This window comes from Morganella sp. HMSC11D09, assembly GCF_001807955.1.
Classification (GTDB): domain Bacteria; phylum Pseudomonadota; class Gammaproteobacteria; order Enterobacterales; family Enterobacteriaceae; genus Morganella; species Morganella morganii.
Window position 1 is genome coordinate 118,787 of sequence record NZ_KV791662.1, and the last position, 25,270, is coordinate 144,056.

Here is a 25,270-nt window from a genome sequence, read left to right on the forward strand (position 1 = left end):
AAGAAGTTAAGGTGTAATAAAACAGGATATTCTGCCGCCGGACCGGATAGCAGCATAAAAAAGAAAAAGCAGAAACGAAAAAAGCCTGCTGATTGCTCAGCAGGCTCTTCTCTTAAGATGGCGGTGAGAGAGGGATTCGAACCCTCGATGCACTTTCGCGCATACACACTTTCCAGGCGTGCTCCTTCAGCCACTCGGACATCTCACCGGGGTACTGTTCGTTGCGTTGATATCTCGCTGCAACGGGGCGCTACTATAGGGGAAGCGACGTAACCCGTCAATACACGCCATGAAAAAAAATGTGTTTTTTCGTTTGTTTAACCAAAAAAACAGCATATTGGTGATTAACATAGCAAATCCGCTGAAAACAGCGTACCGGCTGCCTGAAAAATAACCGCTGATTTTTTTCCGGCGGAAAATCATCTGCCGGAAAAATATGCAGGTCAGTTAACAATAACAACATTTTAACGATACGAAAATCTGTCCGGGGCTTGAATTCTTTGCGTAATCCTATCAGGCTGGTAAAAAAACAGAGGAGCGCCGCATGAATATTATTTTCTACCATCCTTTTTTTGATTCTGAGCTGTGGATCAACGGCATGAAAAAACACCTGCCGCAGGCGGATATCCGCAAATGGGTTCCGGGTGATAACCAGCCGGCGGATTATGCCCTGGTGTGGTTACCGCCGCGTGAGTGTCTGGCCGGGCGGACCACCATGAAAGGGGTCTTTGCGCTGGGTGCCGGGGTGGATGCCATTCTGAAACAGGAACAGGCAAACCCGGGCACACTGCCTGCCGGGGTGCCGGTGATCCGCCTTGAAGATACCGGGATGGGGGCGCAGATGCAGGAGTACGCGGTTGCCAAGGCGCTGTGGTACTTCCGCAAGATGGACATTTATAAACGCCAGCAGGAGCAGCGTATCTGGAAAGCACAGCCTGCTTTCACATTTGATGAATTCGAAATCGGCGTGCTGGGAACCGGGGTTCTCGGCCGTTCCGTGGCGGAAAAGCTGGCAGAATTCGGATTTAAAGTCCATGGCTGGAGCCGGACACCAAAACAGATCCCCGGCGTGACCAGTTTCCACGGCAACGATCAACTGGATGAATTCTTAAGCCACAGCCGCCTGCTGATCAATCTGCTGCCGGACACACCGCAGACCAGAGGGATCCTCAACCAGTCACTGTTCAGTAAGCTGCCGCAGAGTTCTTACCTGATTAACCTGGCGCGCGGTTCGCATCTGGTGGATAACGATTTACTGGAAGCCATTGATGACGGACAGATTGCCGGTGCCAGCCTGGATGTGTTCGCCACCGAACCGCTGCCGGAAATGCACCCGTTCTGGACCCACCCGCGGGTGGATGTCACGCCGCACATTGCTGCATTTACCATTCCGTCAGAGGCAATCAAAGCCATCGTTGCCAATATTGAGCGGATTGAGCGGGGCGAAGCACCGCAGGGCGTGGTGAATATGGAACTGGGGTATTAATTCTTTACAGCAATAAGGACAATCCGGACAATAGCGGCAACTCAGTTAATAAGGATTTGAAGTATGAATGAATTTTCACTGGTCTGCCGCCTGCTCGGAACGCTGTTTAACCGCGCTCCGGCTGATCCCGTACTGGCACCGGTTCTGACGATGATTAAGCAGGGGCAACTGAAAGCCCACTGGCCGCTGGAGCAGGATGTACTGCTGACACGGCTGGCTGAGCATTGTGACAGTGCGGAACTGGCAGCGGATTATCAGCAGTTGTTTGCTGACGGGGCGGTGGCTCAGCACCGGTCGGACTATACCGGTGAGCCGGAAAGTGAAGTTCGTCAGTTTCTCAGTGAGCGCGGGATGCCGCTGACTGATGCGGTAACCGACAGTTTCGGGTCTCTGCTGCTGGCGGCATCCTGGCTGGAAGATCAGGCACAGGAAGATGAAGTCAGTGCGCAGACGGCGCTGTTTGCGGACTATCTGCTGCCGTGGAGTGATGCATTTCTCGGGAAAGTTGAGTCACATGCACAGCACGGCTTTTACCGCACCCTGGCTATTCTGACCCGTGAAGCACTGTCCGCGCTGTATGAAGAGCTGACAGAAGACGCAGAAGAAGACGAAAACGATGATTAATGTGTGACGTTGTCACATATTATTTTTCAGGCCCGGTCAGATGACCGGGCTTTTTGTATCCGGCTCAGAACAGCCCGAGGAACCAGCCTGCCGCCAGGGTGATAAAGCTGAACAGCCAGATCCAGAAGAAGGAGTAGCGCAGATGCCGCCCCATATCCACCCCGGCAATCCCCACCGCCAGCCACACAGCCGGTGAGAACGGGCTGACAAAGGTTCCGGCGTTATTACCGATAGCCATGGCATACACCACATCCGCAGGCGGAATACCGGCGGATGCCACCACGTCACGGACAATCGGCAGCAGGGCAAAGTAATAGGCATCGGTACTGGTAAAGATATCCAGCGGCACACCAATCATCCCGATAATAATGTGGAACTGCTCCGCCATATGTCCCGGAATAATAATCAGCAGATCCTTCGCCACTGACTCCAGCATCCCGCCTTTATCCATAATCCCCAGGAATACCCCGGCGGAAAGAATAATTGCTGCCATAGATAACGCCTGCGGGGCATGATGGTTAATCACCGCCACCTGATCTTTCGGTTTCGGGTAATTGACAATGAGAGCGGCGGAGAGCGCCAGCATAAAGATATACGGTGCCGCGAGCCACCCCAGTGCCAGACTCAGAATCGCCAGCAGGATCAGCGAGATATTAATCAGAAAGCGCTGTGGTTTTTCCGTACCGTGTTCGTTATCCGCCTCATCATACAATTGAAGAAGCGAATCCTGCTCATACGGTGTGGTGCCGTATTGTGCCGCCCGGGCGATACGGCGTTTCTCCCGCAGACCAAACAGCGCGGCAACCAGCACCGATGCGGTAATACCGATGATTTGTACCGGGATCAGCGGCTGCCACAGGACTGAAGCGGAAATACCGGTCACAGCAGAAGCGCGGCCGAGCGGTCCGCCCCACGGCACCATATTCATCACCCCCATACTCATACACATCAGCAGCAGCATCAGATACGGGCTCATACCCAGACGCCGGTAGATAGGCAGAAATGCCGGGATAATAATCAGAAAGGTTGCCGCACCGGAACCGTCGAGATGCACAACGGCTGCCACCAGAGCTGTGACCATCGCCACAATCACCACATTTCCCCAGGTCAGCCCGATCATCAGACGGATAAACGGATTGAAGATATGCAGGTCTTTCATAATGCTGAAAAACAGAATGGCAAACAGGAACATCACCGCGACACTGGCCACTTTCTTGATGCCGTAATCAAAAAATTCAGTGATTTCAGGCAGGGAATAGCCGGCCAGCAGGGCGCCGAGCAGGGGAATAACAGACATGGCAATTACAGGGCTGGTTTTTCCTGTCATCAGCAGAACGACAATAGAAATGATGATCAGCAGTCCAATCAGTGTCAGCATCAGATGATCCTTATCCGGAATAGTTATTTTCTGATGTTACTGAAAGAGATTAGATGAGTGTTAAAAATGTTTATGAATTGTGAAATATATCATCAAAAAAGAATCCTGCAGATTCAGAAAAAAGCGCTCAATCACAAATTAATTTTATCTGTAACAGCAGAAAAATCAGTGTTTCACTCTGTTTTACAGGAAGCGTACTGCAGATGCGTCAGAATGGGATAACCTGGTATCTTTTCGTATGCATTGAATTTTCGTCATATTCTTCTGCAAAACAGGAAGGTGATACCGTTCCCAGCGGGATAGTTAAGGAACGGTATCATAATTTAGTGAATTAATAATTTACTATCACAATTAAAATTTTTAATCGAAATTATTCGGTTAACGGGATAACGATCCGGCCCGGCCGGATTTCAATGCCCTTGGCAAACTTCTTCGCAGCCGCTTCGGCTGTATTATCGCCATTCAGAACATACACCGGGGTGATATTGAAAAAGGTGCTCAGTGTATGATTGAGATAAGGGATCAGCGCGGAAATCAGGGTATCCCATTTGTCCGGATCCAGCGTGTAATTGGTAATTTCAACATCCCGCATATAGATTGACCCGCTGGTGGCATCGAAATACGGTGCGGCGCTGAGAGACATTGAAATAGTGAAATCCCGTGAACCAAACAGCGAAACCAGCTTCAGCGAGCCGATTGCCGTCAGTTTTACTTTGCCGGGCTCTTCACGGCCAATCTCGGTGAGCAGTTTTTCCAGGGTAAAATCCGCATCTGCCACACCATCCATACCAATCTGTTTATTCAGATGGATATTCTCTGCCACCGCACTGTTAATGGTCTCTTCACTGACACTGATTTCGGTTAATTTATCGCAGCCGGTTAAAACTGTTGCTGCGACCAGTGCCGCGGTAAAAAGGAATAATCTCATCGGTATCTCCTGTTGTATACCACCCGATACTAACCTGTGCTGCGGCAAATCCCAAATATCCGGATCAATTTAATACGGCAGGGCTTATCTTCTTCGGGTTAAACTGGCGGTAAAGTGCTATCAGTGTAATCAGCCCGATTGTACCGAGTAAAAACCAGGGAAGTTCAGGTAATTGCATTTCTTTACCCAGATCATACAGCCAGCCGCCGCCGGTATAACCGATGGCACCGCCGAATGCCAGCCCCAGGCGGCTGAAGCCCATGTAACTGCCGCGTGCGCGCGGATCCGCCAGTGACGCGCTGAGGGTTTCCCGTGCCGGTTCGGCAATCACCGAACCTAAATAGAACAAACAGATAATCGCGAATAATACATGCAGTGAATGAGTCAGTGCGACCGGGAACATACTCAGGCTCATCAGGAATAAACCGGCCATCAGACGGGTTTCCAGCCGGAAGTGTTTTTCACTCCAGCGGGCCAGCGGATAGAGCAGAGTCAGTGATAATGCAGCCTCAATGGCATACATCCATTTTACCGCCGCCGGTGTGCCCGCCAGTTCGTTGACGATGATCGGGAACATCAGCATCACCTGCACGGAGAGGATAAAGTAACCGGTCAGTGTCAGCACATAGCGGGAGAAGCGTTTGTCACTCAGTACGCGGGTCAGCCCCTCTTTGACCGGGGTGCGGGTGGTGGAAATGCGGTAAGCGGGCAGCAGCCAGGCATTACACAGGGCGGTGATAATAAAGATTGCCGCGCCCACCCAGCAGACCAGATGAAAGTCATAGATAAGCAGCCAGCTGCCGAGCAGTGCCCCGAGTACCGCCCCGGCGCTGTCCTGCATCAGCAGCAGGGAATAGAAACGGCCGCGTTCATACGGGCGGGTCAGTTTGATTACCAGCGCAGTGCGCGGCGGGTCAAACAGGGTGCCGCCGATAGCCGAGAGAATACAGGAGAGCCAGAGGATCCACGGCTCATCCGCCATGGCCATCAGGGCAAAACCGCCTGCACGGAGAAACATACCGATGACGATCATCGGCTTGGCACCGAAGCGGTCAGCAATCGCACCGCCGAATATCCCCAGCCCCTGCTGGACAAGCTGGCGCAGCCCCAGGGCAAACCCGACCACAATCCCCGCCCAGCCGAGTTGTTCAACAAAACGGATGGAGATCAGCGGGAAGACCACAAAGAAGCCGAGAACAACCAGCAGGTTATCCACCAGCAACCAGTACTTACCCAGCGTCCGGGCTTGTCTGACAAGTGACATTCAGCACCACATTAAATATTGAAAGGAATAGAAAAAAGGGAGATGATTACACCTTCTATTCTCTGCTTATTCAGCGTCTGATAACAGAGAATTCAGGATGATATTTTTTTATCGACGGAACGTGGTTAAACACACCCTGACTACGGCCTTCTGAGAGAGGAATTATGTTGTTCGGCTACCGCGCGAATACGCCGCAGCTGCGTTTTAACACGGACAGAATGGTGGTCCGGCTGGCGCACGAGCGGGACGCGTACCGCATCAGTGAATATTACTGTGAAAACGAAGCATTTCTGAAACCCTGGGAGCCTCTCCGCGACCGCAGCCACTATCATCCTTCCGGCTGGTCATCGCGCCTGCAGCTGATGACGGATATGCACCGTCAGGGCACCGCTTTCCATTTTCTGCTGCTGGATCAGGCTGAAAATGAGGTGATGGGGGTGGCGAACTACAGTAATGTCATCCGCGGCGTGTTTTACGCCTGTTTTCTCGGTTATTCACTGGGAGAAAAATGGCAGGGGCAGCATTATATGCAGGAAGCCCTGGAGCCGACACTGCGCTATATGCAGCGTCAGCAGGGCATGCACCGCATTATGGCAAACTATATGCCGCATAATCAGCGCAGCGGACAACTCCTTGCCCGGCTCGGGTTTGAAAAAGAGGGCTACGCAAAAGATTATCTGATGATTAACGGCCGGTGGCGTGACCATGTTCTGACCGCACTGACCACCCCGGACTGGGTTAAACCACGATAACGGCGGGTTTTTCTGTTCCGCCCGCGTTATCGTGATACTATTTCCGCCTTTGTTATCTGACCAGCACACTCAGCATGAATTTATTGAAATCTCTCGCCGCCGTCAGCTCGATGACGATGTTCTCGCGTGTACTCGGCTTTATCCGTGATGCCATTATCGCCCGGATTTTCGGGGCATCGATGGCTGCCGATGCCTTCTTTGTCGCCTTTAAACTGCCGAATCTGCTGCGGCGTATTTTTGCCGAAGGGGCATTTTCCCAGGCCTTTGTGCCGATTTTATCGGAATATAAAACTCAGCAGGGCGAGGAAGCGACCCGCACCTTTATCGCCTATGTCTCCGGGATGCTGACACTGATTCTGGCGGTGGTCACCGTGCTCGGAATGCTGGCCGCGCCGTGGATTATCTATGTCACCGCGCCGGGTTTTACTGATGACCCGGATAAATTTACGCTGACCGCCAATCTGCTGAAAGTCACCTTTCCGTATATCTTTCTGATCTCCATCGCTTCACTGGCGGGGGGGATCCTCAATACCTGGAACCGTTTTTCCGTCCCGGCGTTTGCACCGACTCTGCTGAATGTCAGTATGATTGGCTTTGCGCTGTTTGCCGCCCCGTATTTTGATCCGCCGATTATGGCGCTGGCGTGGGCTGTGCTGGCAGGGGGGGTATTACAGATTGCCTATCAGCTCCCGCACCTGAAAAAAATCGGCATGCTGGTGCTGCCGAGAGTCTCTTTCCGTAACAGCGGTGTCTGGCGGGTAATGAAACTGATGGGGCCGGCGATCCTCGGGGTATCGGTCAGCCAGATTTCACTGATTATCAACACCATTTTTGCCTCATTCCTGGTGTCCGGCTCGGTCTCCTGGATGTATTACGCCGACCGTCTGATGGAACTGCCGTCCGGTGTGCTCGGGGTGGCACTGGGGACGATTCTGCTGCCGTCACTGGCAAAAAGCTTCTCCAAAGGGGATGCCACCGAATACCGCAAACTGATGGACTGGGGATTACGCCTCTGTTTCCTGCTGGCTCTGCCGTGTGCGGTGGCGCTCGCGATTCTGGCGGAAGCACTGACGGTCAGCCTGTTCCAGTACAAAAACTTCACTGCCTTTGATGCCCTGATGACACAACAGGCGCTGATTGCCTACTGCGTCGGTCTGATGGGGATGATTGTGATTAAAGTACTGGCACCGGGATTCTATTCCCGCCAGAACATCAAAACACCTGTTAAAATCGCGATTGCCACACTGATCCTGACACAGCTGATGAACCTGGCCTTTATCGGGCCGTTTAAACATGCCGGTCTGGCGCTGTCGATTGGTATTGCGGCCTGTTTCAACGCCTCACTGCTGTACTGGCAACTGCGCAAACAGAATATCTTCACACCGCTGCCGGGCTGGGGAAAATTTTTCCTCAAACTGGTGATCGCAATGCTGTTTATGGCCGCGGTACTGGTGGGTATGATGTATCTGATGCCGGAATGGTCACAGGGCAATATGCTGATGCGTATGCTGCGCCTGATGGGTGTGGTGATTGCCGGTGCCGGTGCCTATTTTGCCGCACTGTATGCGCTTGGTTTCCGCCTGCGGGACTTTGCACAGCGCAGCTTATAAACTGTTTTTATCTTATTCTGACGGGGCTGATAACAAGCCCTGCGGAATCGCGGATGCCGGAGCGTTTCTATGCTGCACCAACACACTGTTTCTGATGCTGAACTGAACCTGGATAACGGCGGGTATACGTCAATTGATGCGTTTATCACGCCGCCGTATACCCGGCAGGTTATCAGTGCCTATAACAATCAGCTCTCTGAATATCCGGCTGCACTGCGTCACTGTACGTCATTACGGGTACTGAATCTCTCCTGTAATCAGCTGGCTTATATTCCGCCGGATATTGCACAGCTGACTGCCTGTGAAATGCTGGATCTGGGACATAATTGTATCGCGGATGTTCCGCCGGAAATAGGTGAATTACATCAGCTGCAATATCTTTATCTCAGTGAAAACGGATACAGCAGCTTACCGTCGTCATTTTCCGGACTGAAAAATCTGCGTTATTTTAATGCAACGGATAATCAACTGACAGCAATACCGGCATGGTTTTCTGAAATGGAAAAAATGGAAGAAATCCGTCTTTATAATAACCGGATAACGGAACTGTCTTCTGCTGTCAGCGGGTTGAAAAATACCCGCGAAATGCATCTGATGAATAATAAAATAACCGCGGTTCCGGATGAGATTGCAGCTGTGGCAGCGCTGGAAATTCTTGATCTGAATAATAACCGGGTGGCGTTTATTTCGCCGGAAATAAGCCGGTTACAACAACTCAATACACTGAATCTGCGTTTCAATGCCCTGAAAGCCCTGCCGGAAAACACCGGTGAATTATCATCCCTGTTATATCTGGATTTACGTGCGAATCAGCTGAGTACGCTGCCGGATAGCCTGGCAGCATTAACACAGCTGCGCAAACTGGACCTGCGCTGGAATAATTTCTCCGTCATTCCGCCGGTGACAAAAAAATTACAGGCAGCAGGGTGCCGGGTATTGCTGTAACAGATCCAGAAGATAATAAAAAAGGAACCGTCAGGTTCCTTTTTTGCAGAAATAATCACCGGTAATGCCGGGATTACATCTTCTCGACAGTACCGATACCCAGGGTATCCAGACCGGCTTTCAGGGTTTTCTGTGTCAGCAGCGCCAGTTTCAGACGGCTCTGGCGCAGCTCTTCGCTTTCCGCTGCCAGAATCGGGCAATGTTCGTAGAAACCCGAGAACAGACCTGCCAGATCATACAGGTAGCTGCACATCATATGCGGCAAACCTTCACGGGCAACAGCAGTAATGGTTTCCTCAAACTGTAACAGACGGGCTGCTAACTGGCGCTCGCGGTCGTCAGTCAGGATAATAGGTTGTGTCAGGCTGTCCGCATCAATATCCGCACGTTTGAAGACGGATGCCACACGGGTATAGGCATACTGCATATACGGTGCGGTGTTACCTTCAAAGGCCAGCATGTTGTCCCAGTCGAAGATATAGTCGGTGGTACGGCTTTTTGACAGATCCGCGTATTTCACCGCGCCGATACCGACAACTTCCGCCAGCTGTTTCAGCTCATCTTCCGGCATATCGCTGTTTTTCTCACGGATCAGTTTCTCCGCGCGTTCAACAGCTTCATCCAGCAGATCGGACAGGCGGATAGTGCCGCCTGCGCGGGTTTTGAACGGTTTGCCGTCTTTGCCGAGCATCATACCGAACATATGGTGTTCCAGTGTCATGCTCTCCGGGATATACCCGGCTTTGCGGACGATGGTCCACGCCTGCATCAGATGCTGGTGCTGGCGGGAATCAATGTAATAAAGGACGCGGTCGGCATGCAGTACGTCATGACGGTACTTTGCACAGGCGATATCGGTGGTGGTGTAGAGATATCCGCCATCTTTTTTGCGGATAATAACCCCCATCGGTTCGCCTTCTTTATTTTTGAATTCATCAAGATAGACGACAATCGCGCCTTCGCTCTCTTCGGCGATACGGCGGTTCAGCAGGTCACTGACAATGCCCGGCAGCATGTCGTTGTACAGGCTTTCACCCATGACATCATCTTCGGTCAGGGTGACATTCAGACGGTTATAGGTTTCCTGGTTCTGCTGCATGGTGATATCCACCAGCTTACGCCACATGGTGCGGCAGTATTCATCACCACCCTGTAATTTGACCACATAGCCGCGCGCGCGCTCAGCAAATACTTCGTCTTCGTCGTAATGCTTTTTCGCTTCGCGATAGAAGGCTTCCAGGTCGGCCAGTGCCATATCGCCGGCATCTTCATTCTGCATTTTTTCAAGATACGCGATAAGCATGCCGAACTGTGTTCCCCAGTCACCGACGTGGTTACAGCGGATCACTTTATGGCCCAGATACTCCTGGGTACGTGCTGCCGCATCACCGATGATGGTGGAGCGCAGATGACCGACGTGCATCTGTTTGGCTACGTTCGGAGCAGAGTAGTCGATGGCGATGGTCATCGGTTCAACCGGGGTCAGGCCCAGTTTGTCATCAGCCAGCGCGGTTTCCAGCTGAGTGGTCAGCCAGTCAGGGGAGAGGAAAATATTGATAAAACCGGGACCGGCGATTTCCGTTTTTTCCGCAATTCCGTCGAGATCCAGCAGTTCAATCACTTTCTCAGCGAGCTGTCGGGGCGGCATACCCATTTTTTTCGCGGCAGCCATCACACCATTGGCCTGGTAATCACCAAACTGCGCTTTGGCGGACTGCTTAACGATAGCATCACAATCAAGTGGTGCCCCTGCGCTGATAAGAGCCTGTTGGATCTTATCTGAAAGAATTGCCTGAATATTCACCGGTTTACCTTAATTTAAAGAACAAAATGACACCCCGGAAACAGCGGCGGAGGAGCGGGCTCGTCCGGGCGGGATGTTGTCGTGAAATTTGGCTGGTTTTATACCACAAAAACAGGGTCTCATGCTACTATCTGCGCCTTTGCGGATGAATTCTCACAGGGGATCATAATGAAAAACAGCGTACAGACAGCATCCCTTGCCGGTCTGATGGCAGAGCTGCCGGTGTTTGCCGGAAAAATACAGCAGTTTGCGGCGGATTTGCAGCTTGATCTCACGCATTATCAGGCAGATCACATCTCACTGCGGGCTCACGATACGGCACTGGCGGAACAGTGGCTGGCCGGATTCCGCGAATGCGGCACCGTGTTATCGGATAATCAGATTAACGGCCGCCCGATTTATCTTTTTTTACTGTATGAGCCGCTGACACTGCTGCACTGGCAGATTCCGGTGGTGGAACTGCCGTTCCCGAAAGATAAACAGTATGCACACCAGGGCTGGGAACATATCGAACTGGTGTTACCGGGTGACCCGCAGACCCTGACAGAGCGGGCTGCCGCACTGCTGCCGTCACCATTACCGGCCGGGGTAGTGACAAAAGCCAGCCATCCGCGCGGCGAGCAGGAGCGGTTGCCGAACCCGACACTGGCTGTCATCCGGGAAAATATCACCATTAAGTTTCATCCGTTTACATTGCAGGAGATTGTCGAAAGTGAGCGGTAACCTGCAATTCTGACATTTCCCTGTGCGAATCGGCCGGATATTTCGCATCTTGTGATATTTAACAATTCATTAATCTAAATTACATGTAATAGTGTATATCAGGATGACTGAATCGTTTACGAGAGATATTTACCTGCGAAATTAAGTGATGAGGCTAATCAATGGCGAAACTGGAAATTTGTTGTTACAGCGTGGAATGTGCCCTCACTGCGGAAAAAGCCGGCGCTGACCGGATTGAACTGTGTGCCGCGCCGTCAGAGGGCGGGCTGACCCCGAGCTGGGGCATGCTGAAACAGACTATCGACCGGTTGCGGATCCCGGTTCACCCGATCCTCCGTCCGCGCAGCGGTGACTTTTGCTATACAGCCTCGGAATTTGCGGTTATGAAGAATGATATCGCCAAAATCCGCGACCTGGGTTTTCCCGGGGTGGTCACCGGTATTCTGGATGAGGACGGGCATGTTGATCTGCCGCGGATGAAGATGCTGTGTAAATTGTCGGGCGACATGGCAGTCACTTTCCACAGAGCCTTTGATATGTGTGCGAATCCGATGCTGGCATTACAGCAGCTGACCGACCTGGGTGTGAGCCGTATTCTGACATCCGGCCAGCAGCTGAGTGCGGAGCTGGGATTACCTCTGCTCAAAGAGTTACAGGAAGCCAGCAGAGGGCCGGTGATTATGGCCGGTGCCGGTGTGCGGCTGGCGAATATTCAGAAGTTCCTTGATATCGGCCTTCAGGAAGTGCACAGTTCAGCATCCAAAACCAAGCCGTCCACTATGCGCTACCGCAAAGTCGGTGTGGCGATGGGCAGTGACAGCGAAGCTGATGAGTTTTCCCATACCTGTGTGGACGGGGACACCGTCGAGGCGATGAAAGGGGTTCTGGATCTGCACAGTATGGTCGTGCACTGATCCGGTTCATTTCCGGTTACATCAAAAACGCCCTCATACTGAGGGCGTTTTGCTGTCAGAAGGCGGCGTTAACGGGCTTTCCCTCTGCCGGTATCGCACTGAGTGAGCGCGGCGGATAACCGGCAATGGCATGGTCAGCAAAATTCACGGTGATGACAGAGCCATCACTGAACTGTGTCTGTTGTACCAGGCCGTCACTGTCCAGCCAGCGGAAGCCGGTCAGGGCTTTATTCCATAACTGCTGATGCAGCGGGCGGAAAATACTGTCCGACTTTATCATCGCAGGAAGACGCTTCTGTACCGTATTACGGCTGAGGTTATAGAGCGGCGGCGTGTTATACAACTGGCTCAGCAGTTCCCGTGTGGTGGTAACCTCCGGGAATTTCAGGTTATCCAGCGTCCAGTGATGCGTGGTGATCACCGCATCATGAAATACAGCCTGATACAGCGGCAGCCGCCAGCGCGGATCAAATTCCGTGGTCAGGTAGATATCTTTCAGTTTCCCCGGTGTAAAAAAGATCGCTGGTTCGTTTTCCGGCCACCAGGCACCCAGGTAGTAAGGGGACTGTTTGTTGCGGTGAATATCCGCATCACTCCAGCCGAAGCCGCGGGTTTCGGTACCGTGGGCAAACATCAGATATTGCGCGGTCACGGCATTACCGTCTTCCGAACCCAGCGGGATACGGATGTTTTCTGCCACCGACCGTAAGCGGTTATTTCTCGCTGCCGCCATAGCATCCGCACTTGTGGGTGACGCCGGATTATAATCATCAGACACCATGCCGGTGCCGTCCACGTCAAGAAACAGACTGTTGATGCCGGTCAGCTGTACCAGTTCAGTCATGCGTGTTTCTGAAAAATCCTGCATGCAGCCCGGATTCAGGTAATAACCATCCCCGCCGAATCCCGGCAGTTTTCTGCCTGTTCCGGTCACAATCGCGCATTTTTCGCGTAATTCTGACGGGATCTGTGCCGTCAGCCATTCCGTATTTTTTCCCGAGGGGATGGCGGTGTCGTAGGAATCATAGCTGGCGATAAGATAACCGTGCTCTTTGGCATAGCTGACCGCCTGCGGCTGATACCAGGTAGCAGTCCAGTTATCGGTGCCCAGCCAGAGCTTATCCAGTTTTGCCCCGGTCAGTGCGGTTAAAAGAGGAAGGGATAACCCCTGACCCCAGTTGGCTTCCGGTGCCAGGAACGGACTCAGTTGCTGTTTTACGGCAGAACGGATCGCCCGGGCCTGTGTTTTCTGCGCAGCCATAAAGTCACTGTCATCCGGGGTGCGGCTCAGTGGTGTAACTTTCTTCAGTGCCTGGTTGAGAGCATCGGCCAGAAACGGCTGCTGCCATTTTTCCGGTGTTTTACCGTTCAGAGCAGCAAAAGCATCACGGCTCTGAGGCTCCATTGCCGACCATAACCCGTTACCGGCGGGGGATTGCAGATAACGTACCAGTCCCGGCCAGTCAGTAATATCCTGCTGATCGATAATACTTTTTCCCCATAAATAGATATGGGTGGCACCGATCAGTTTTTTGCCGTCCGGGATCTGTGCGAATTTTTCTTCCAGTGATGTGAACTGCTTATTATCCTGTAACCAGCGGCGGTAGCGCAGTGCGCCGTCCAGAGGGGTATCACCGGTGTGAAGCAGAACAGTAAACGGCTGCTGCTGATTAAAACGGTTAAACTGATGTACCGCGCTCATCTGCAGGCGCTGCTGTTTTTCCTCAAAGTGCAGACGGTTATGGAACGGGCTGAGTAACACCCAGCTGTAGACCCGATCCTGCTGCTGACTCCAGAGCGGTAACTGCAAATCCTGATTGGTATCGATATTATCCTGTTCAGTAACCATATAGTGACGCCACTGTTCATTATTCAGCGGAATATGACGTCCTTCGCCCAGCGGCATATAGAGGGCGGAAACAGTGTTATCCGGCAGGGTGAACCACTGAAAATTCTGCGGCTGATTGGTGGTGAATGTCAGGGTCAGCTCGGTATCATTGAGGACAGCGGTGACATTCATATCTCTGTCCGGCCAGAACCAGCTGACACGGCGGGGATATTCTGTTAAATCACTGACCGGCTGTTTTTCTGTTCCCCGGCTGACAGTGGTATCCGCCACTGCTATGTGCAGGGTTTCCGGGTCGATAAAAACCTGATGATTATTATCCGTTAACACAGTGGCAGAGGCCGCAGAGGCAGACAACAGAAGCGGAAGATACAGTGCGGACAGGCGATATTTCATGATCCGGAGTGGCCTTTATTCGTCATAATATGACAGGCAGGGTAGCTGAATCCCCGGGGAGAGAACAGTCAGTTTTTCGGAGGTATATACCCTGCAAATAACAGGGTGTATACGTATTACTGATGGCTATGGTTTTTCGGCGATCAGAACCGCACGGCGCGGTGCCGGATAGCCTTCAACCGTCAGTGACGGGTCGTCAGGATTGAGGAAATCGGCGAGGGATTCATTGATCATCCACTCCGTACGGCGCTGCTCATCCGTGGTGGTGACAGACTCATCCACGATCCTGATATTGATGAAGCCGCATTTTTCCAGCCAGACAGCCAGCATTTTGGCTGACGGAATAAAGTAGACGTTGCTCATCTGCGCGTAGCGTTCACCCGGGATCAGACACTGATGTTCATCACCCTCAACAACAATACTTTCCAGTACCAGTTCGCCGCCGGACACCAGCTGATCTTTCAGCTGCCAGAGGTGGTCGAGCGGGGAGCGGCGGTGATAAAGCACACCCATGGAGAACACGGTATCAAAAGCCTGAAGTGCAGGCAGTTCCTGAATACCCAGCGGCAGCAGATGCACGCGCTGGTCATTGCCGAGCAGCTTGCGCACGGCTTCAAACTGGCAGAGGAAAAGCTGAGTCGGATCCACACCGATCACCAGTTCCGCGCCTTCACCTGCCATGCGCCACATGTGATAACCGCTGCCGCAGCCGACATCCAGAATGGTGCGCCCGGCAAGCGGGGACAGATGCGGCAGAACGCGATCCCATTTCAGATCAGAACGCCATTCGGTATCAATCTCCACACCGTAGAGCGAGAACGGGCCTTTACGCCACGGCATCAGGTTGCGCAGAATGTTATTGATACGGCGGGTTTCCCCGTCGGTCAGCGGCTGTGTGCGCTGTGCAGTAACCCCGGTTTTCAGATCGAGAATGTCCGGAGTCATGTCCGGCAGATTTTCAATGGTTTTTACCCAGCCAGGATAGTAGCCGTGCAGGGACTCTTTATTCCATTTCGCAATCTGCGCGGGCAGTGTTTCCAGCCAGTGGCTCAGGCGCTCATTTTTTGCAATTAACTGATAAAAATTGCCGAAATCAATCATGGTTATTCTCTTTCACTGCCAGTAATGACCCGAAGTTAAAGCACTGGAACCAGACTTCACAATGTTCAAAACCGGCCGCTTTCAGCCGTGATTTGTGGGTTTCCACACTGTCGGTCAGCATGACATCTTCCAGCATGGTGCGTTTCTGGCTGATTTCCAGCTCACTGTAGCCGTTGGCACGTTTGAAATCGTGGTGCATGCTGAACAGCAAATCGCCGATCTGCTCATCCTCAAAACTGAATTTTTCCGATAACACCAGCACGCCGCCCGGCAGCAGGCCCTGATAGATTTTTTTCAGCAGTGCGGCGCGGTCATCCGGTGCCAGGAATTGCAGGGTAAAATTGAGAACCACCATTGAGGCATTCTCAATCGCAATATGGCGGATATCGCCTTCGGTTACTTCAACCGGTACCGGGGATTTATAACTTTCCACATGGCGGCGGGCGTGTTCCACCATCGGCGCGGAATTATCCACGGCGATGATCCGGCAGCCGGGTTTATCCGCGATATTCGGGCGGATAGACAGGGTGGCGGCAGCGCGGGAACAGCCGAGATCATAAACCTGACTGCCGGGCGTGACAAAACGGCCGGCCAGCATGCCAATCATGGCAATAATATTGGAGTAGCCCGGAATTGAGCGTTTGATCATATCGGGAAACACATCCGCGACTTTCTCATCAAACGTCCAGTCACCAAGACGGGCAATCGGTGCCGCGAACAGAGTATCCTGCGGCGGATTCGGAATTTCTTTGGACATAACACAGATCTGCAATACAAAAAGATGCGCGCATTCTAACAGAGGTGACCCGGCGCAGAAAGTGTTATGTCCCGGCGTGAGCGGTTACATGTACGGCGAAAAAATCTGCTGCCACGGCAGATACCAGATATTCGCCAGCACCATCAGGATCATGGCGGTGAAGGTGGCCGCCATCCCGGTACGCCGCCAGCGGTTCTCGCGGTGTTTTAATCCGTAAGAGTGAAACAGCCGGCCGGCAATCAGAATAACCCCGCAGACATGGACCATCCACACCTGGGCGCCGTTTTGCTCCATCACCAGTAACAGCAGGAGTGCAACAGGGATATACTCAACCGCATTGCCCTGCACACGAATCGCCGTCTGTAACTCGTAAAATCCGCCGTCACCATAAGCGACGCGGTAAAGTGTCCGCAGTTTAATCACATCGAGTGACAGTTTAATGATTAACAGCGCACCCAGTACAATATAAAGGGAACTAACCATTTTTTACTCCATGGCCAATTGAAACAGCAAAAGAATGATAAACCTCAAAGCAGCGGGTAACACAATCCTTAATATTAATGCATACTGAATTATTTGAAAATTATCAATTAGTGGCTAAATTCTCTGCGGCAGATGTGCTGTTTGCACTTATCTCATCAGGAATTTTCCACTATAATGATCGCCTTTTTGACATTTCTTCATAAAGAACCATGCCAAAATTTTGCAGAAACGCACAATAGCGGACAAAAGGATATCGTATGCGTACTAATTATTGTGGGCAGCTCAACAGTGCTCACATCGATCAAAAAGTAACCCTTAGTGGTTGGGTAAACCGTCGTCGTGATCTCGGGGGTTTGATTTTTATCGATATGCGTGACCGTGAAGGCATCGTTCAGGTTTTCTTCGATCCCGACCAAAAAGAAGCATTTGCCAAAGCCTCTGAATTACGGAATGAATTCTGTATTCAGATTACCGGAACTGTCCGCGCGCGACCTGAAAATCAAATTAATAAAGAGATGGCGACCGGCAGTGTGGAAGTGCATGCAGATGGCCTGACCATTTTTAACCGCTCCGAGCCGTTACCGCTCGACAGCAACCACGAAAACACCGAAGAGATGCGTCTGAAATACCGCTATCTCGACCTGCGCCGCAGCGAAATGGCGAACCGCCTGAAAACCCGCGCACGCATCACCGGTTTTGTCCGCCGCTTTATGGATACCGAAGGGTTCCTCGATATCGAAACCCCGATGCTGACCAAAGCCACACCGGAAGGTGCCCGTGATTACCTGGTGCCGAGCCGTGTCCACAAAGGCAAATTCTACGCACTGCCGCAGTCTCCGCAGCTGTTCAAACAGCTTCTGATGATGTCCGGTTTTGACCGTTACTATCAGATTGTCAAATGTTTCCGTGATGAAGATTTACGTGCTGACCGTCAGCCGGAATTCACTCAGATCGATGTGGAAACCTCTTTCATGACTGCGGACCAGGTCCGTGCGACCATGGAGCGTATGATCCGCTCACTGTGGAATGAAATCATCAATGTTGAACTGGGTGATTTCCCGGTGATGACATTTGCGGAAGCAATGCGCCGCTTCGGTTCTGATAAACCGGATTTACGTAACCCGCTGGAACTGACAGATATCGCCGACCTGGTGAAAGATTCTGAGTTCTCTGTATTTGCTGATGCGGCAAATGATCCGAAAGGCCGTGTTGTGGCACTGTGTGTCACCGGCGGCGCGGAAATGACCCGTAAACAGATTGATGAATACGGCAAATTTGTCGGCATCTACGGCGCGAAAGGCCTGGCATGGATGAAAGTGAACGACCGCTCTGCCGGTATTGAGGGTGTTCAGTCTCCTGTCGCCAAATTCCTGACCGCAGAAACCGTTGAAGCCATTCTGGAGCGCACTGACGCACAGACCGGCGACATTATTTTCTTCGGCGCGGGCGCGAAAGGCACCGTAACCGATGCAATGGGCGCGCTGCGTCTGAAAACCGGCCGTGACCTGAACCTGACCGACCTGAACAGTTGGCGTCCGCTGTGGGTGATCGACTTCCCGATGTTTGAAGACGACGGTGAAGGCGGTCTGACCGCGATGCACCATCCGTTCACCTCGCCGCGTGATATGTCACCGGAAGAGCTGAAAAATGCGCCGGAAGACGCGATCGCCAATGCCTACGATATGGTTATCAACGGCTACGAAGTGGGCGGCGGCTCTGTCCGTATCCACCGTAACGAAATGCAGCAGACGGTATTCGGCATCCTCGGGATCACCCCGGAAGAACAGCGCCGCAAATTCGGCTTCCTGCTCGATGCGTTACAATACGGCACACCACCGCATGCGGGTCTGGCCTTTGGTCTTGACCGTCTGGTGATGCTGCTGACCGGTACCGAAAACATCCGTGACGTTATCGCGTTCCCGAAAACCACGGCTGCCGCCTGTCTGATGACAGATGCACCGAGCTTCGCGAATGACGATGCTCTGAAAGAGCTGGCGATTGCAGTAACTCAGAAAGAGAGTGACTGAATCTGATGGCTTTTAAACGCCCTGAATCTGTGCTGGTGGTTATCTGTGAGCAGGAAACGGGGCGTGTTCTGATGTTACAGCGCCGTGACGATCCTGCTTTCTGGCAGTCCGTCACCGGCAGTCTGGAACCGGGAGAAACTCCCCGCGATGCCGCATTGCGGGAAGTAAAAGAAGAAACCGGTATTGATATCCTTGCGGAGGGACTGCGGCTGACGGATTGTCAGCGCACCGTCCGCTATACCATTTTTCCGCATTTCCGTCACCGGTATGCACCGGACGTGACGCACAATACGGAACACTGGTTTGTGTTATGCTTACCCGCGCCGAAGGCGGTTCCCTTAACGGAGCATCTGGCGTATGAGTGGTTACCGGCAGCGGATGCCGCTGCGAAAACTATCTCACCCAGTAACGGGGAAGCAATTGAAGAATTCGTTCGTCAGTGTGTTCTTCCGCAGTGACAGCGGATTTAAATGAATGAACGTCGTAAGACTTAATCTGGAGATTAGAGAATGGCAGGTCATAGTAAATGGGCCAACACCAAACACCGCAAGGCCGCGCAAGATGCGAAGCGCGGTAAAATTTTCACGAAAATCATTCGTGAATTAGTCACGGCGTCGCGCATTGGTGGTCCTGATCCTGCATCTAACCCACGTCTGCGTGCGGCAGTGGATAAAGCGTTAGCAAACAACATGACCCGCGATACCCTGAACCGTGCGATTGCACGCGGGGCGGGTAATGATGAAAACGATAACATGGAATCCATCGTATACGAAGGCTACGGCCCGGGCGGTACAGCTGTGATGGTGGAATGCCTGACGGATAACCGTAAACGTACGGTTTCGGATGTGCGCCACGCGTTCACCAAAACCGGCGGCAATCTGGGTACCGATGGTTCAGTTGCTTATCTGTTTACCCGCAAAGGTATCATTTCCTATGCTCCGGGTCTGGATGAGGATGCGGTGATGGATGCGGCGCTCGAAGCCGGTGCTGAAGACGTTGAAACTTTTGACGACGGCGCTATCGACGTTTACACCGCCTGGGAAATTCTGGGTGATGTCAAAGACGCGATGGATGCAGCCGGTTTCAAAGCTGAATCTGCTGAAGTATCGATGATCCCGTCCACCAAAGCGGATCTGGATGCGGAAACCGCACCAAAACTGATGCGCCTTATCGATATGCTGGAAGACTCTGACGATGTGCAGGAAGTCTACCACAACGGCGATATCTCAGACGAAGTTGCAGCACTGCTGTAATTTCCGTCACTCACTTCGCAGAGGATGCGCCGCTGTGCGCATCCCTCTGTTTTCTTCTTTTTTTCCTGTTGTGACAATACGGTCCTCCTATGGCAATTATTCTCGGTATTGACCCCGGCTCGCGGGTGACCGGATATGGTGTTATCCGCCAGCAGGGACGGCGTCTGCTGTATATCGGCAGCGGCTGTATCCGCACACAGGTGGATGATCTTCCGTCCCGTCTGGGCAAAATTTACGCCGGTGTCAGTGAAATCATCACCCAGTATCAGCCGGATTGTTTTGCTATCGAACAGGTCTTTATGGCCAAGAATGCCGATTCCGCCCTGAAACTGGGACAAGCGCGTGGTGTGGCGATCCTCGCTGCGGTGAATAATAATCTGCCGGTATTTGAATATGCGGCACGTCAGGTAAAACAAACCGTTACCGGCACCGGGGCGGCGGAAAAAGCCCAGGTACAGCATATGGTGCGCTCAATACTGAAACTGTCAGCGGCACCGCAGGCGGATGCGGCAGATGCGCTGGCGATTGCTATCACTCACTGCCATTTCAACCAGAACCTGGTGCAGATGGGGCAGCCGCGTCTGGTGATGGCACGCGGACGGCTGAAAGAGTAACCGGTGTCGCAGATACCCGTGATTTTCTGATGGCTGGATATACGTCCAGCTTTTTTTATGCTATAAACAGGCTCTGCCGCAATCATAAAGGAGACGCGCGTGATCGGTCGCTTAAGAGGTATTGTGCTGGAAAAACAGCCGCCTGTCGTATTACTGGAAACCAATGGTGTGGGCTATGAAGTCCATATGCCGATGACCTGTTTCTATGAACTGCCGGATGCCGGTCAGGAAGCCATTCTGTTCACCCAGTTTATTGTGCGGGAAGATGCACAGTTACTGTACGGCTTTAATGATAAGCAGGAACGCGCACTGTTCCGTGAATTAATCAAAGTGAACGGTGTCGGGCCGAAACTGGCACTGGCGATCCTTTCAGGTATGTCTGCGCAGCAGTTTGTGGCGGCGATTGAGCAGGGTGCAGTGGCACAGCTAATCAAACTGCCGGGCGTGGGCAAGAAAACTGCCGAGCGTCTGGTCGTGGAAATGAAAGACCGCTTCAAAGGGCTTAACGGCGACCTGTTCCGTGATGCGGAAATGTCGCTCCCGGCGAGTCAGCAGTCGGGTAACAGCCAGGCTGATGCGGAATCTGAAGCCATTGAGGCACTGATTTCCCTCGGCTATAAACCGCAGGAAGCCAGCCGCATGATAGCGAAAGTCTCCAAAGCCGGTTCAGACAGCGAAACACTGATCCGCGAAGCACTGCGCGCCGCGCTGTAATAATAAAAACGATGATGACACAACGGGGTGACAGGTCATGATTGAAGCTGACAGACTGATTACGGCGGAAACGCTGCCGGATGATGAGGTGGTGGATCGCGCTATCCGGCCGAAATTACTGGCGGAATATGTGGGTCAGCCGCAGGTCTGTTCACAGATGGAAATCTTTATCGAGGCTGCCCGTCAGCGCGGGGATGCACTTGACCATCTGCTGATTTTCGGCCCGCCGGGGCTCGGGAAAACCACACTGGCGAATATTGTCGCCAATGAAATGGGCGTTAATCTGCGCACCACCTCCGGACCGGTACTGGAAAAAGCCGGTGATCTGGCGGCCATGCTGACCAACCTCGAACCCCACGATGTGTTGTTTATCGATGAAATCCACCGCCTCTCTCCGGTGGTGGAAGAAATTCTCTATCCGGCGATGGAAGATTACCAGTTGGATATCATGATCGGGGAAGGGCCTGCTGCCCGTTCCATTAAAATCGACCTGCCGCCGTTTACTCTGATCGGTGCCACCACCCGTGCAGGCTCTCTGACATCACCGCTGCGGGACCGTTTCGGGATCGTGCAGCGGCTGGAATTTTATAATACTGATGATTTGCAGCATATTGTCAGCCGCAGTGCACGTTATATGGGGCTGGATATCTCGGATGATGGTGCCCGCCAGATTGCCATGCGCTCACGCGGCACGCCGCGTATCACCAACCGTCTGCTGCGCCGGGTGCGGGATTTTGCCCAGGTGAAAGGTGACGGCGGTATTGACGGGCTGATTGCCGGTCAGGCTCTGGATATGCTGAATGTGGATTCTGCCGGGTTTGATTACCTGGATCGCAAGTTGCTGGTCACCATTATTGATAAATTTATGGGCGGCCCGGTCGGGCTGGATAACCTGGCGGCGGCCATCGGTGAAGAGCGGGAAACCATTGAGGATGTCATCGAGCCTTTCTTAATCCAGCAGGGCTTTATTCAGCGGACACCGCGCGGACGCCTTGCCACCGCACATGCCTATCGTCACTTTGGTATTGATCACAGTGGAAACGATTAAGAACCCGGCCGTCAAACCTGAGGGTAAACATAATATGTTTACCATTTTGCCCATGTGATAATTAAATGGCTTTTTTGGGGATTATTCCGGGAGGATATCTCTGTAATTGGTTGTTTTTCGACATTTAAAAATTGGCGTGCATCGTCTGAACCCTGTAATGTAAAAAGGAGGATTTCGTTAAAGGGAAAAGGAACTGACTATGCGTGTTCATTTTATCATTCATGACTATTTTGAAGCACCGGGCGCTTACGAGTATTGGGCAAGGAAGAATAATTACGATGTCACGTTCACCCGTCTGTATGAAGGTGACAAGTTACCTGACAGCATCAGCGGAATTGATTTCCTGATTGTCATGGGCGGGCCGCAAAACCCGGAAACCACCACTGCGCAATGCCCTTATTTTGATTCCAAAAAAGAGCAGGCGTTTATCGCCAATGCCATCAATTCAAATAAAGTTGTCATCGGGGTCTGCCTCGGGGCACAGCTTATCGGCGAAGCATTAGGCGCGCCGTATACACAAAGCCCGGAAAAAGAGTTCGGCAAATTTACCATCCATATGACCAACGCCGGAAAACGCAGCCAGCTGTTTTCTCATTTCGGCGATTCGCTGGGGGTAGGCCACTGGCATTATGATATGCCGGGATTAACCGAAGGCGCGCAGATTATCGCTTTCAGTGCCGGTTGTCCGCGTCAGATTATTGAATACACCAAACGCGTTTACGGCTTCCAGTGCCATATGGAACTGACCCGTGATGTGGTGGAGTATCTGATCCTCAACGGCGAAAATGATCTGAAATCTGCCGCCGGATTCCGTTTTGTTGATACACCAAGCGCTATCCGCAGACACAGCTACAGTGAAATGAATGAAAAACTAATCACATTTCTCGATAAGCTGGTGCTGAGTGTGAATCCGGTGAAACCGAAAGTGCGGACAAAATCAGAAACAGCGTAATAACACAGTTTAGCTGAAAGTAAAAAGCCCTGAAAGAACAGGGCTTTTTTGCTGTACAGACAATTAATTATGTGGTTTCACCAGCAGGCTGAGAATAAAGCAGCAGGCGGCGCACAGCACAACGGACGGTCCCGCCGGGGTGTCATAAAAGGCGGAGAAGGCTAATCCGCCGGTGATGGAAATCATCCCGGTGACAACCGCACCCGCAGCCATCTGCTCCGGTGTCCGCGCAAAACGGCGGGCGGCAGCGGCAGGAATAATCAGCAGAGACGTGATAATCAGCGCCCCGACAAATTTCATGGCAAGGCCGATGGTCAGTGCCGTGACCAGCATCAGCATCATCCGCAGTCTGCCGGGGTTGATACCGTCAACAAACGCCAGTTCCGGGCTGATGGTCAGAGAAAGCAGATTGCGCCACTGCCACATCAGCAAACCGGTCACGATAGTTACACCCACGGCAATAGGCAGCAAATCTTCATAGGTCACTGAGAGCAGGTCACCGAACAGATACGCCATCAGATCCACCCGCACATTCGACATCAGACTGACCACCACCAGACCGAGAGACAGCGCACTGTGCGCCATAATACCCAGCAGAGTATCCACCGCCAGTTGCGGACGGCGTTCCAGCCAGACCAGCAGCATAGCCAGAATCAGTGTCACGGTAATCACGGCATAAAACGGACTGACATTCAGCAGCAGGCCAAAGGCGACCCCGAGCAGCGAAGCGTGCGCCAGCGTATCTCCGAAATAGGACATCCGCCGCCAGACCACAAAGGAGCCGAGCGGACCGGCCGCGATCGCCAGTAAAATCCCGGCGAGCCAGCCCGGTAACAGTAATTCAATCATGGCGGCACTCCGGAGCGGGTTTTACAGAGACATCTGCCGGGGCGTGATTCCCGCAGCAGGGTGCAGAAGGGGATAGCACTGCACTGCCGTTCTCGTGACTGTGGTTGTGATGATGACGGTACACGCCGATCTGTGTCGCGGCCCGGCTACCGAACATGGCGGTAAACTCCGGATGGGCGGCTACCACATCCGGCTCGCCGGAGCAGCAGATATGCCGGTTGATACACAGCACGGTATCGGTTTTTGCCATCACCAGATGCAGATCGTGAGAAACCATCAGCACCGCGCAGTTTAGTTCATCACGCAGCCGGGTGATCAGGTCATACAGCGCGACCTGGCCGTTGACATCCACACCCTGAGTCGGCTCATCCAGCACCAGCAGCTGCGGCCGGGCGAGCAGGGCACGGGCCAGCAGCACACGCTGCATTTCACCGCCGGACAGCCGTTGCATCGGTTTTCCGGTCAGATGCGCGGCATTGACCCGCTCAAGCGCCGCGAGACACTCGCCCTTGCTGACACCGCGCTTCAGACGCAGAAAACGGGCCACCGTCAGCGGCATTGTCGGGTCGAGATAGAGTTTTTGCGGAACATAGCCGACAGTCAGACCCGGTGTGCGGGTGACGGTGCCGGACGTCGGTTCGGTAAGGCCGAGTACCACACGGACAATAGTGGATTTTCCCGCGCCGTTCGGCCCGAGAAGGGTGATGATTTTCCCGGGGGATAATGTAAATGAAATGTCCTCGAGTACCGTATTGGCACCAAAAGCGACAGAAACATCATTTACCGCGATAAGTGTTGACAT

The 25,270-nt window shown here is 52.7% G+C and carries 24 protein-coding genes and 1 tRNA gene; 14 read left to right on the top strand and 11 right to left on the bottom strand.

The window, feature by feature from the left end; genetic code table 11:
• Window positions 1-118 precede the first annotated feature (118 nt).
• Window positions 119-208: transfer RNA gene (locus HMPREF3119_RS04595), tRNA-Ser, on the bottom strand.
• Between the two features lie 336 nt (window positions 209-544).
• Here HMPREF3119_RS04595 and ghrA point away from each other — a divergent pair.
• Together ghrA and HMPREF3119_RS04610 are read left to right on the top strand one after the other, a co-directional pair.
• Window positions 545-1,486, top strand: a complete 942-nt coding sequence (gene ghrA, locus HMPREF3119_RS04605; RefSeq protein ID WP_070578663.1) for a glyoxylate/hydroxypyruvate reductase GhrA — start codon at window positions 545-547, stop codon at window positions 1,484-1,486.
• 63 nt (window positions 1,487-1,549) lie between these two features.
• Entirely contained in the window at window positions 1,550-2,110 is a 561-nt protein-coding gene (locus HMPREF3119_RS04610; protein WP_070578666.1) for a TorD/DmsD family molecular chaperone, read from the top strand.
• A gap of 64 nt (window positions 2,111-2,174) precedes the next feature.
• Here HMPREF3119_RS04610 and HMPREF3119_RS04615 read toward each other — a convergent pair whose 3' ends face one another.
• The 3 genes from HMPREF3119_RS04615 to mdtH form a co-directional block, all read right to left on the bottom strand.
• Window positions 2,175-3,488 (bottom strand): CitMHS family transporter, encoded by a 1,314-nt coding sequence (locus HMPREF3119_RS04615; protein WP_070578669.1) that lies wholly within the window; start codon window positions 3,486-3,488, stop codon window positions 2,175-2,177.
• Between the two features lie 370 nt (window positions 3,489-3,858).
• On the bottom strand, window positions 3,859-4,416 hold the full coding sequence (locus HMPREF3119_RS04620) for a lipoprotein (protein ID WP_032098255.1): 558 nt from the start codon (window positions 4,414-4,416) through the stop codon (window positions 3,859-3,861).
• 64 nt (window positions 4,417-4,480) lie between these two features.
• A complete protein-coding gene (mdtH, locus tag HMPREF3119_RS04625) occupies window positions 4,481-5,680 on the bottom strand; it encodes a multidrug efflux MFS transporter MdtH (protein WP_004237312.1) in 1,200 nt (399 codons plus the stop codon).
• A 167-nt stretch (window positions 5,681-5,847) separates the two neighbouring features.
• On the opposite strand from mdtH, the gene rimJ reads away from it, so the two are divergent.
• The 3 genes from rimJ to HMPREF3119_RS04640 all read left to right on the top strand — a co-directional run bounded on the left by rimJ (window position 5,848) and on the right by HMPREF3119_RS04640 (window position 8,987).
• Window positions 5,848-6,432 carry a ribosomal protein S5-alanine N-acetyltransferase gene (gene rimJ, locus HMPREF3119_RS04630; RefSeq protein WP_004239462.1) on the top strand — a complete coding sequence of 195 codons (585 nt, stop codon included), beginning with the start codon at window positions 5,848-5,850 and terminating at the stop codon, window positions 6,430-6,432.
• 74 nt (window positions 6,433-6,506) lie between these two features.
• On the top strand, window positions 6,507-8,042 hold the full coding sequence (murJ, locus tag HMPREF3119_RS04635) for a murein biosynthesis integral membrane protein MurJ (protein ID WP_004237309.1): 1,536 nt from the start codon (window positions 6,507-6,509) through the stop codon (window positions 8,040-8,042).
• A gap of 69 nt (window positions 8,043-8,111) precedes the next feature.
• Window positions 8,112-8,987: a leucine-rich repeat domain-containing protein gene (locus HMPREF3119_RS04640; RefSeq protein WP_049241733.1), complete on the top strand. Its 876-nt coding sequence runs from the start codon at window positions 8,112-8,114 to the stop codon at window positions 8,985-8,987.
• Window positions 8,988-9,060: 73 nt separating this feature from the next.
• Here the strand turns inward: HMPREF3119_RS04640 and argS are convergent, their stop codons facing one another.
• Window positions 9,061-10,791, bottom strand: coding sequence for an arginine--tRNA ligase (argS, locus tag HMPREF3119_RS04645; RefSeq protein ID WP_004239458.1), 1,731 nt, complete (start codon window positions 10,789-10,791; stop codon window positions 9,061-9,063).
• A 168-nt stretch (window positions 10,792-10,959) separates the two neighbouring features.
• On the opposite strand from argS, the gene HMPREF3119_RS04650 reads away from it, so the two are divergent.
• The gene (locus HMPREF3119_RS04650) at window positions 10,960-11,514 is read left to right on the top strand and encodes a VOC family protein (protein WP_070578672.1); all 555 of its coding nucleotides are present in this window, start codon (window positions 10,960-10,962) and stop codon (window positions 11,512-11,514) included.
• A gap of 161 nt (window positions 11,515-11,675) precedes the next feature.
• Window positions 11,676-12,428, top strand: a complete 753-nt coding sequence (gene cutC, locus HMPREF3119_RS04655; protein WP_004237303.1) for a copper homeostasis protein CutC — start codon at window positions 11,676-11,678, stop codon at window positions 12,426-12,428.
• A gap of 55 nt (window positions 12,429-12,483) precedes the next feature.
• Here the strand turns inward: cutC and HMPREF3119_RS04660 are convergent, their stop codons facing one another.
• From HMPREF3119_RS04660 to HMPREF3119_RS04675, 4 genes are all read right to left on the bottom strand, one after another.
• Window positions 12,484-14,670 (bottom strand): glycoside hydrolase, encoded by a 2,187-nt coding sequence (locus HMPREF3119_RS04660; protein ID WP_070578675.1) that lies wholly within the window; start codon window positions 14,668-14,670, stop codon window positions 12,484-12,486.
• Window positions 14,671-14,796: 126 nt separating this feature from the next.
• Window positions 14,797-15,771 (bottom strand): tRNA 5-methoxyuridine(34)/uridine 5-oxyacetic acid(34) synthase CmoB, encoded by a 975-nt coding sequence (cmoB, locus tag HMPREF3119_RS04665; protein WP_036417575.1) that lies wholly within the window; start codon window positions 15,769-15,771, stop codon window positions 14,797-14,799.
• Window positions 15,764-16,528, bottom strand: coding sequence for a carboxy-S-adenosyl-L-methionine synthase CmoA (gene cmoA, locus HMPREF3119_RS04670; RefSeq protein WP_004237299.1), 765 nt, complete (start codon window positions 16,526-16,528; stop codon window positions 15,764-15,766). Before cmoA ends, cmoB begins: the two co-directional genes overlap by 8 nt.
• Before the next feature lie 84 nt (window positions 16,529-16,612).
• Window positions 16,613-17,011, bottom strand: a complete 399-nt coding sequence (locus HMPREF3119_RS04675) for an MAPEG family protein (RefSeq protein WP_004239452.1) — start codon at window positions 17,009-17,011, stop codon at window positions 16,613-16,615.
• Between the two features lie 257 nt (window positions 17,012-17,268).
• Between HMPREF3119_RS04675 and aspS the strand changes: the two genes are divergently transcribed.
• The 7 genes from aspS to HMPREF3119_RS04710 all read left to right on the top strand — a co-directional run bounded on the left by aspS (window position 17,269) and on the right by HMPREF3119_RS04710 (window position 23,619).
• The gene (aspS, locus tag HMPREF3119_RS04680; RefSeq protein WP_015422679.1) at window positions 17,269-19,038 is read left to right on the top strand and encodes an aspartate--tRNA ligase; all 1,770 of its coding nucleotides are present in this window, start codon (window positions 17,269-17,271) and stop codon (window positions 19,036-19,038) included.
• Window positions 19,039-19,043: 5 nt separating this feature from the next.
• A complete protein-coding gene (nudB, locus tag HMPREF3119_RS04685; protein ID WP_036407874.1) occupies window positions 19,044-19,496 on the top strand; it encodes a dihydroneopterin triphosphate diphosphatase in 453 nt (150 codons plus the stop codon).
• A gap of 51 nt (window positions 19,497-19,547) precedes the next feature.
• On the top strand, window positions 19,548-20,291 hold the full coding sequence (locus tag HMPREF3119_RS04690; protein ID WP_004237295.1) for a YebC/PmpR family DNA-binding transcriptional regulator: 744 nt from the start codon (window positions 19,548-19,550) through the stop codon (window positions 20,289-20,291).
• 89 nt (window positions 20,292-20,380) lie between these two features.
• A complete protein-coding gene (gene ruvC, locus HMPREF3119_RS04695) occupies window positions 20,381-20,905 on the top strand; it encodes a crossover junction endodeoxyribonuclease RuvC (protein WP_004237294.1) in 525 nt (174 codons plus the stop codon).
• Window positions 20,906-21,004: 99 nt separating this feature from the next.
• Window positions 21,005-21,619, top strand: coding sequence for a Holliday junction branch migration protein RuvA (gene ruvA, locus HMPREF3119_RS04700; RefSeq protein ID WP_024472972.1), 615 nt, complete (start codon window positions 21,005-21,007; stop codon window positions 21,617-21,619).
• A 37-nt stretch (window positions 21,620-21,656) separates the two neighbouring features.
• The gene (gene ruvB, locus HMPREF3119_RS04705; protein ID WP_004237292.1) at window positions 21,657-22,667 is read left to right on the top strand and encodes a Holliday junction branch migration DNA helicase RuvB; all 1,011 of its coding nucleotides are present in this window, start codon (window positions 21,657-21,659) and stop codon (window positions 22,665-22,667) included.
• Between the two features lie 199 nt (window positions 22,668-22,866).
• Entirely contained in the window at window positions 22,867-23,619 is a 753-nt protein-coding gene (locus HMPREF3119_RS04710) for a type 1 glutamine amidotransferase (RefSeq protein ID WP_070578678.1), read from the top strand.
• A gap of 63 nt (window positions 23,620-23,682) precedes the next feature.
• Here HMPREF3119_RS04710 and znuB read toward each other — a convergent pair whose 3' ends face one another.
• Complete coding sequence (znuB, locus tag HMPREF3119_RS04715) at window positions 23,683-24,468, bottom strand: zinc ABC transporter permease subunit ZnuB (RefSeq protein ID WP_070578682.1); 786 nt, start codon at window positions 24,466-24,468, stop codon at window positions 23,683-23,685.
• Window positions 24,461-25,270 carry a zinc ABC transporter ATP-binding protein ZnuC gene (gene znuC / locus HMPREF3119_RS04720; RefSeq protein WP_004237289.1) on the bottom strand — a complete coding sequence of 270 codons (810 nt, stop codon included), beginning with the start codon at window positions 25,268-25,270 and terminating at the stop codon, window positions 24,461-24,463. Before znuC ends, znuB begins: the two co-directional genes overlap by 8 nt.

Excerpts from the sequence above, each read along its gene's own strand:
- HMPREF3119_RS04650 (WP_070578672.1), top strand. The coding sequence starts at position 10,960 with ATGAAAAACAGCGTACAGACAGCATCCCTTGCCGGTCTGATGGCAGAG.
- ruvC (WP_004237294.1), top strand. The coding sequence starts at position 20,381 with ATGGCAATTATTCTCGGTATTGACCCCGGCTCGCGGGTGACCGGATAT.
- murJ (WP_004237309.1), top strand. The coding sequence starts at position 6,507 with ATGAATTTATTGAAATCTCTCGCCGCCGTCAGCTCGATGACGATGTTC.
- HMPREF3119_RS04710 (WP_070578678.1), top strand. The coding sequence starts at position 22,867 with ATGCGTGTTCATTTTATCATTCATGACTATTTTGAAGCACCGGGCGCT.
- ghrA (WP_070578663.1), top strand. The coding sequence starts at position 545 with ATGAATATTATTTTCTACCATCCTTTTTTTGATTCTGAGCTGTGGATC.
- HMPREF3119_RS04690 (WP_004237295.1), top strand. The coding sequence starts at position 19,548 with ATGGCAGGTCATAGTAAATGGGCCAACACCAAACACCGCAAGGCCGCG.
- HMPREF3119_RS04615 (WP_070578669.1), bottom strand. The coding sequence starts at position 3,488 with ATGCTGACACTGATTGGACTGCTGATCATCATTTCTATTGTCGTTCTG.
- HMPREF3119_RS04640 (WP_049241733.1), top strand. The coding sequence starts at position 8,112 with ATGCTGCACCAACACACTGTTTCTGATGCTGAACTGAACCTGGATAAC.
- HMPREF3119_RS04620 (WP_032098255.1), bottom strand. The coding sequence starts at position 4,416 with ATGAGATTATTCCTTTTTACCGCGGCACTGGTCGCAGCAACAGTTTTA.
- mdtH (WP_004237312.1), bottom strand. The coding sequence starts at position 5,680 with ATGTCACTTGTCAGACAAGCCCGGACGCTGGGTAAGTACTGGTTGCTG.
- HMPREF3119_RS04675 (WP_004239452.1), bottom strand. The coding sequence starts at position 17,011 with ATGGTTAGTTCCCTTTATATTGTACTGGGTGCGCTGTTAATCATTAAA.
- ruvB (WP_004237292.1), top strand. The coding sequence starts at position 21,657 with ATGATTGAAGCTGACAGACTGATTACGGCGGAAACGCTGCCGGATGAT.
- cmoB (WP_036417575.1), bottom strand. The coding sequence starts at position 15,771 with ATGATTGATTTCGGCAATTTTTATCAGTTAATTGCAAAAAATGAGCGC.
- znuC (WP_004237289.1), bottom strand. The coding sequence starts at position 25,270 with ATGTCAACACTTATCGCGGTAAATGATGTTTCTGTCGCTTTTGGTGCC.
- cmoA (WP_004237299.1), bottom strand. The coding sequence starts at position 16,528 with ATGTCCAAAGAAATTCCGAATCCGCCGCAGGATACTCTGTTCGCGGCA.
- HMPREF3119_RS04610 (WP_070578666.1), top strand. The coding sequence starts at position 1,550 with ATGAATGAATTTTCACTGGTCTGCCGCCTGCTCGGAACGCTGTTTAAC.
- nudB (WP_036407874.1), top strand. The coding sequence starts at position 19,044 with ATGGCTTTTAAACGCCCTGAATCTGTGCTGGTGGTTATCTGTGAGCAG.
- cutC (WP_004237303.1), top strand. The coding sequence starts at position 11,676 with ATGGCGAAACTGGAAATTTGTTGTTACAGCGTGGAATGTGCCCTCACT.
- znuB (WP_070578682.1), bottom strand. The coding sequence starts at position 24,468 with ATGATTGAATTACTGTTACCGGGCTGGCTCGCCGGGATTTTACTGGCG.
- aspS (WP_015422679.1), top strand. The coding sequence starts at position 17,269 with ATGCGTACTAATTATTGTGGGCAGCTCAACAGTGCTCACATCGATCAA.
- HMPREF3119_RS04660 (WP_070578675.1), bottom strand. The coding sequence starts at position 14,670 with ATGAAATATCGCCTGTCCGCACTGTATCTTCCGCTTCTGTTGTCTGCC.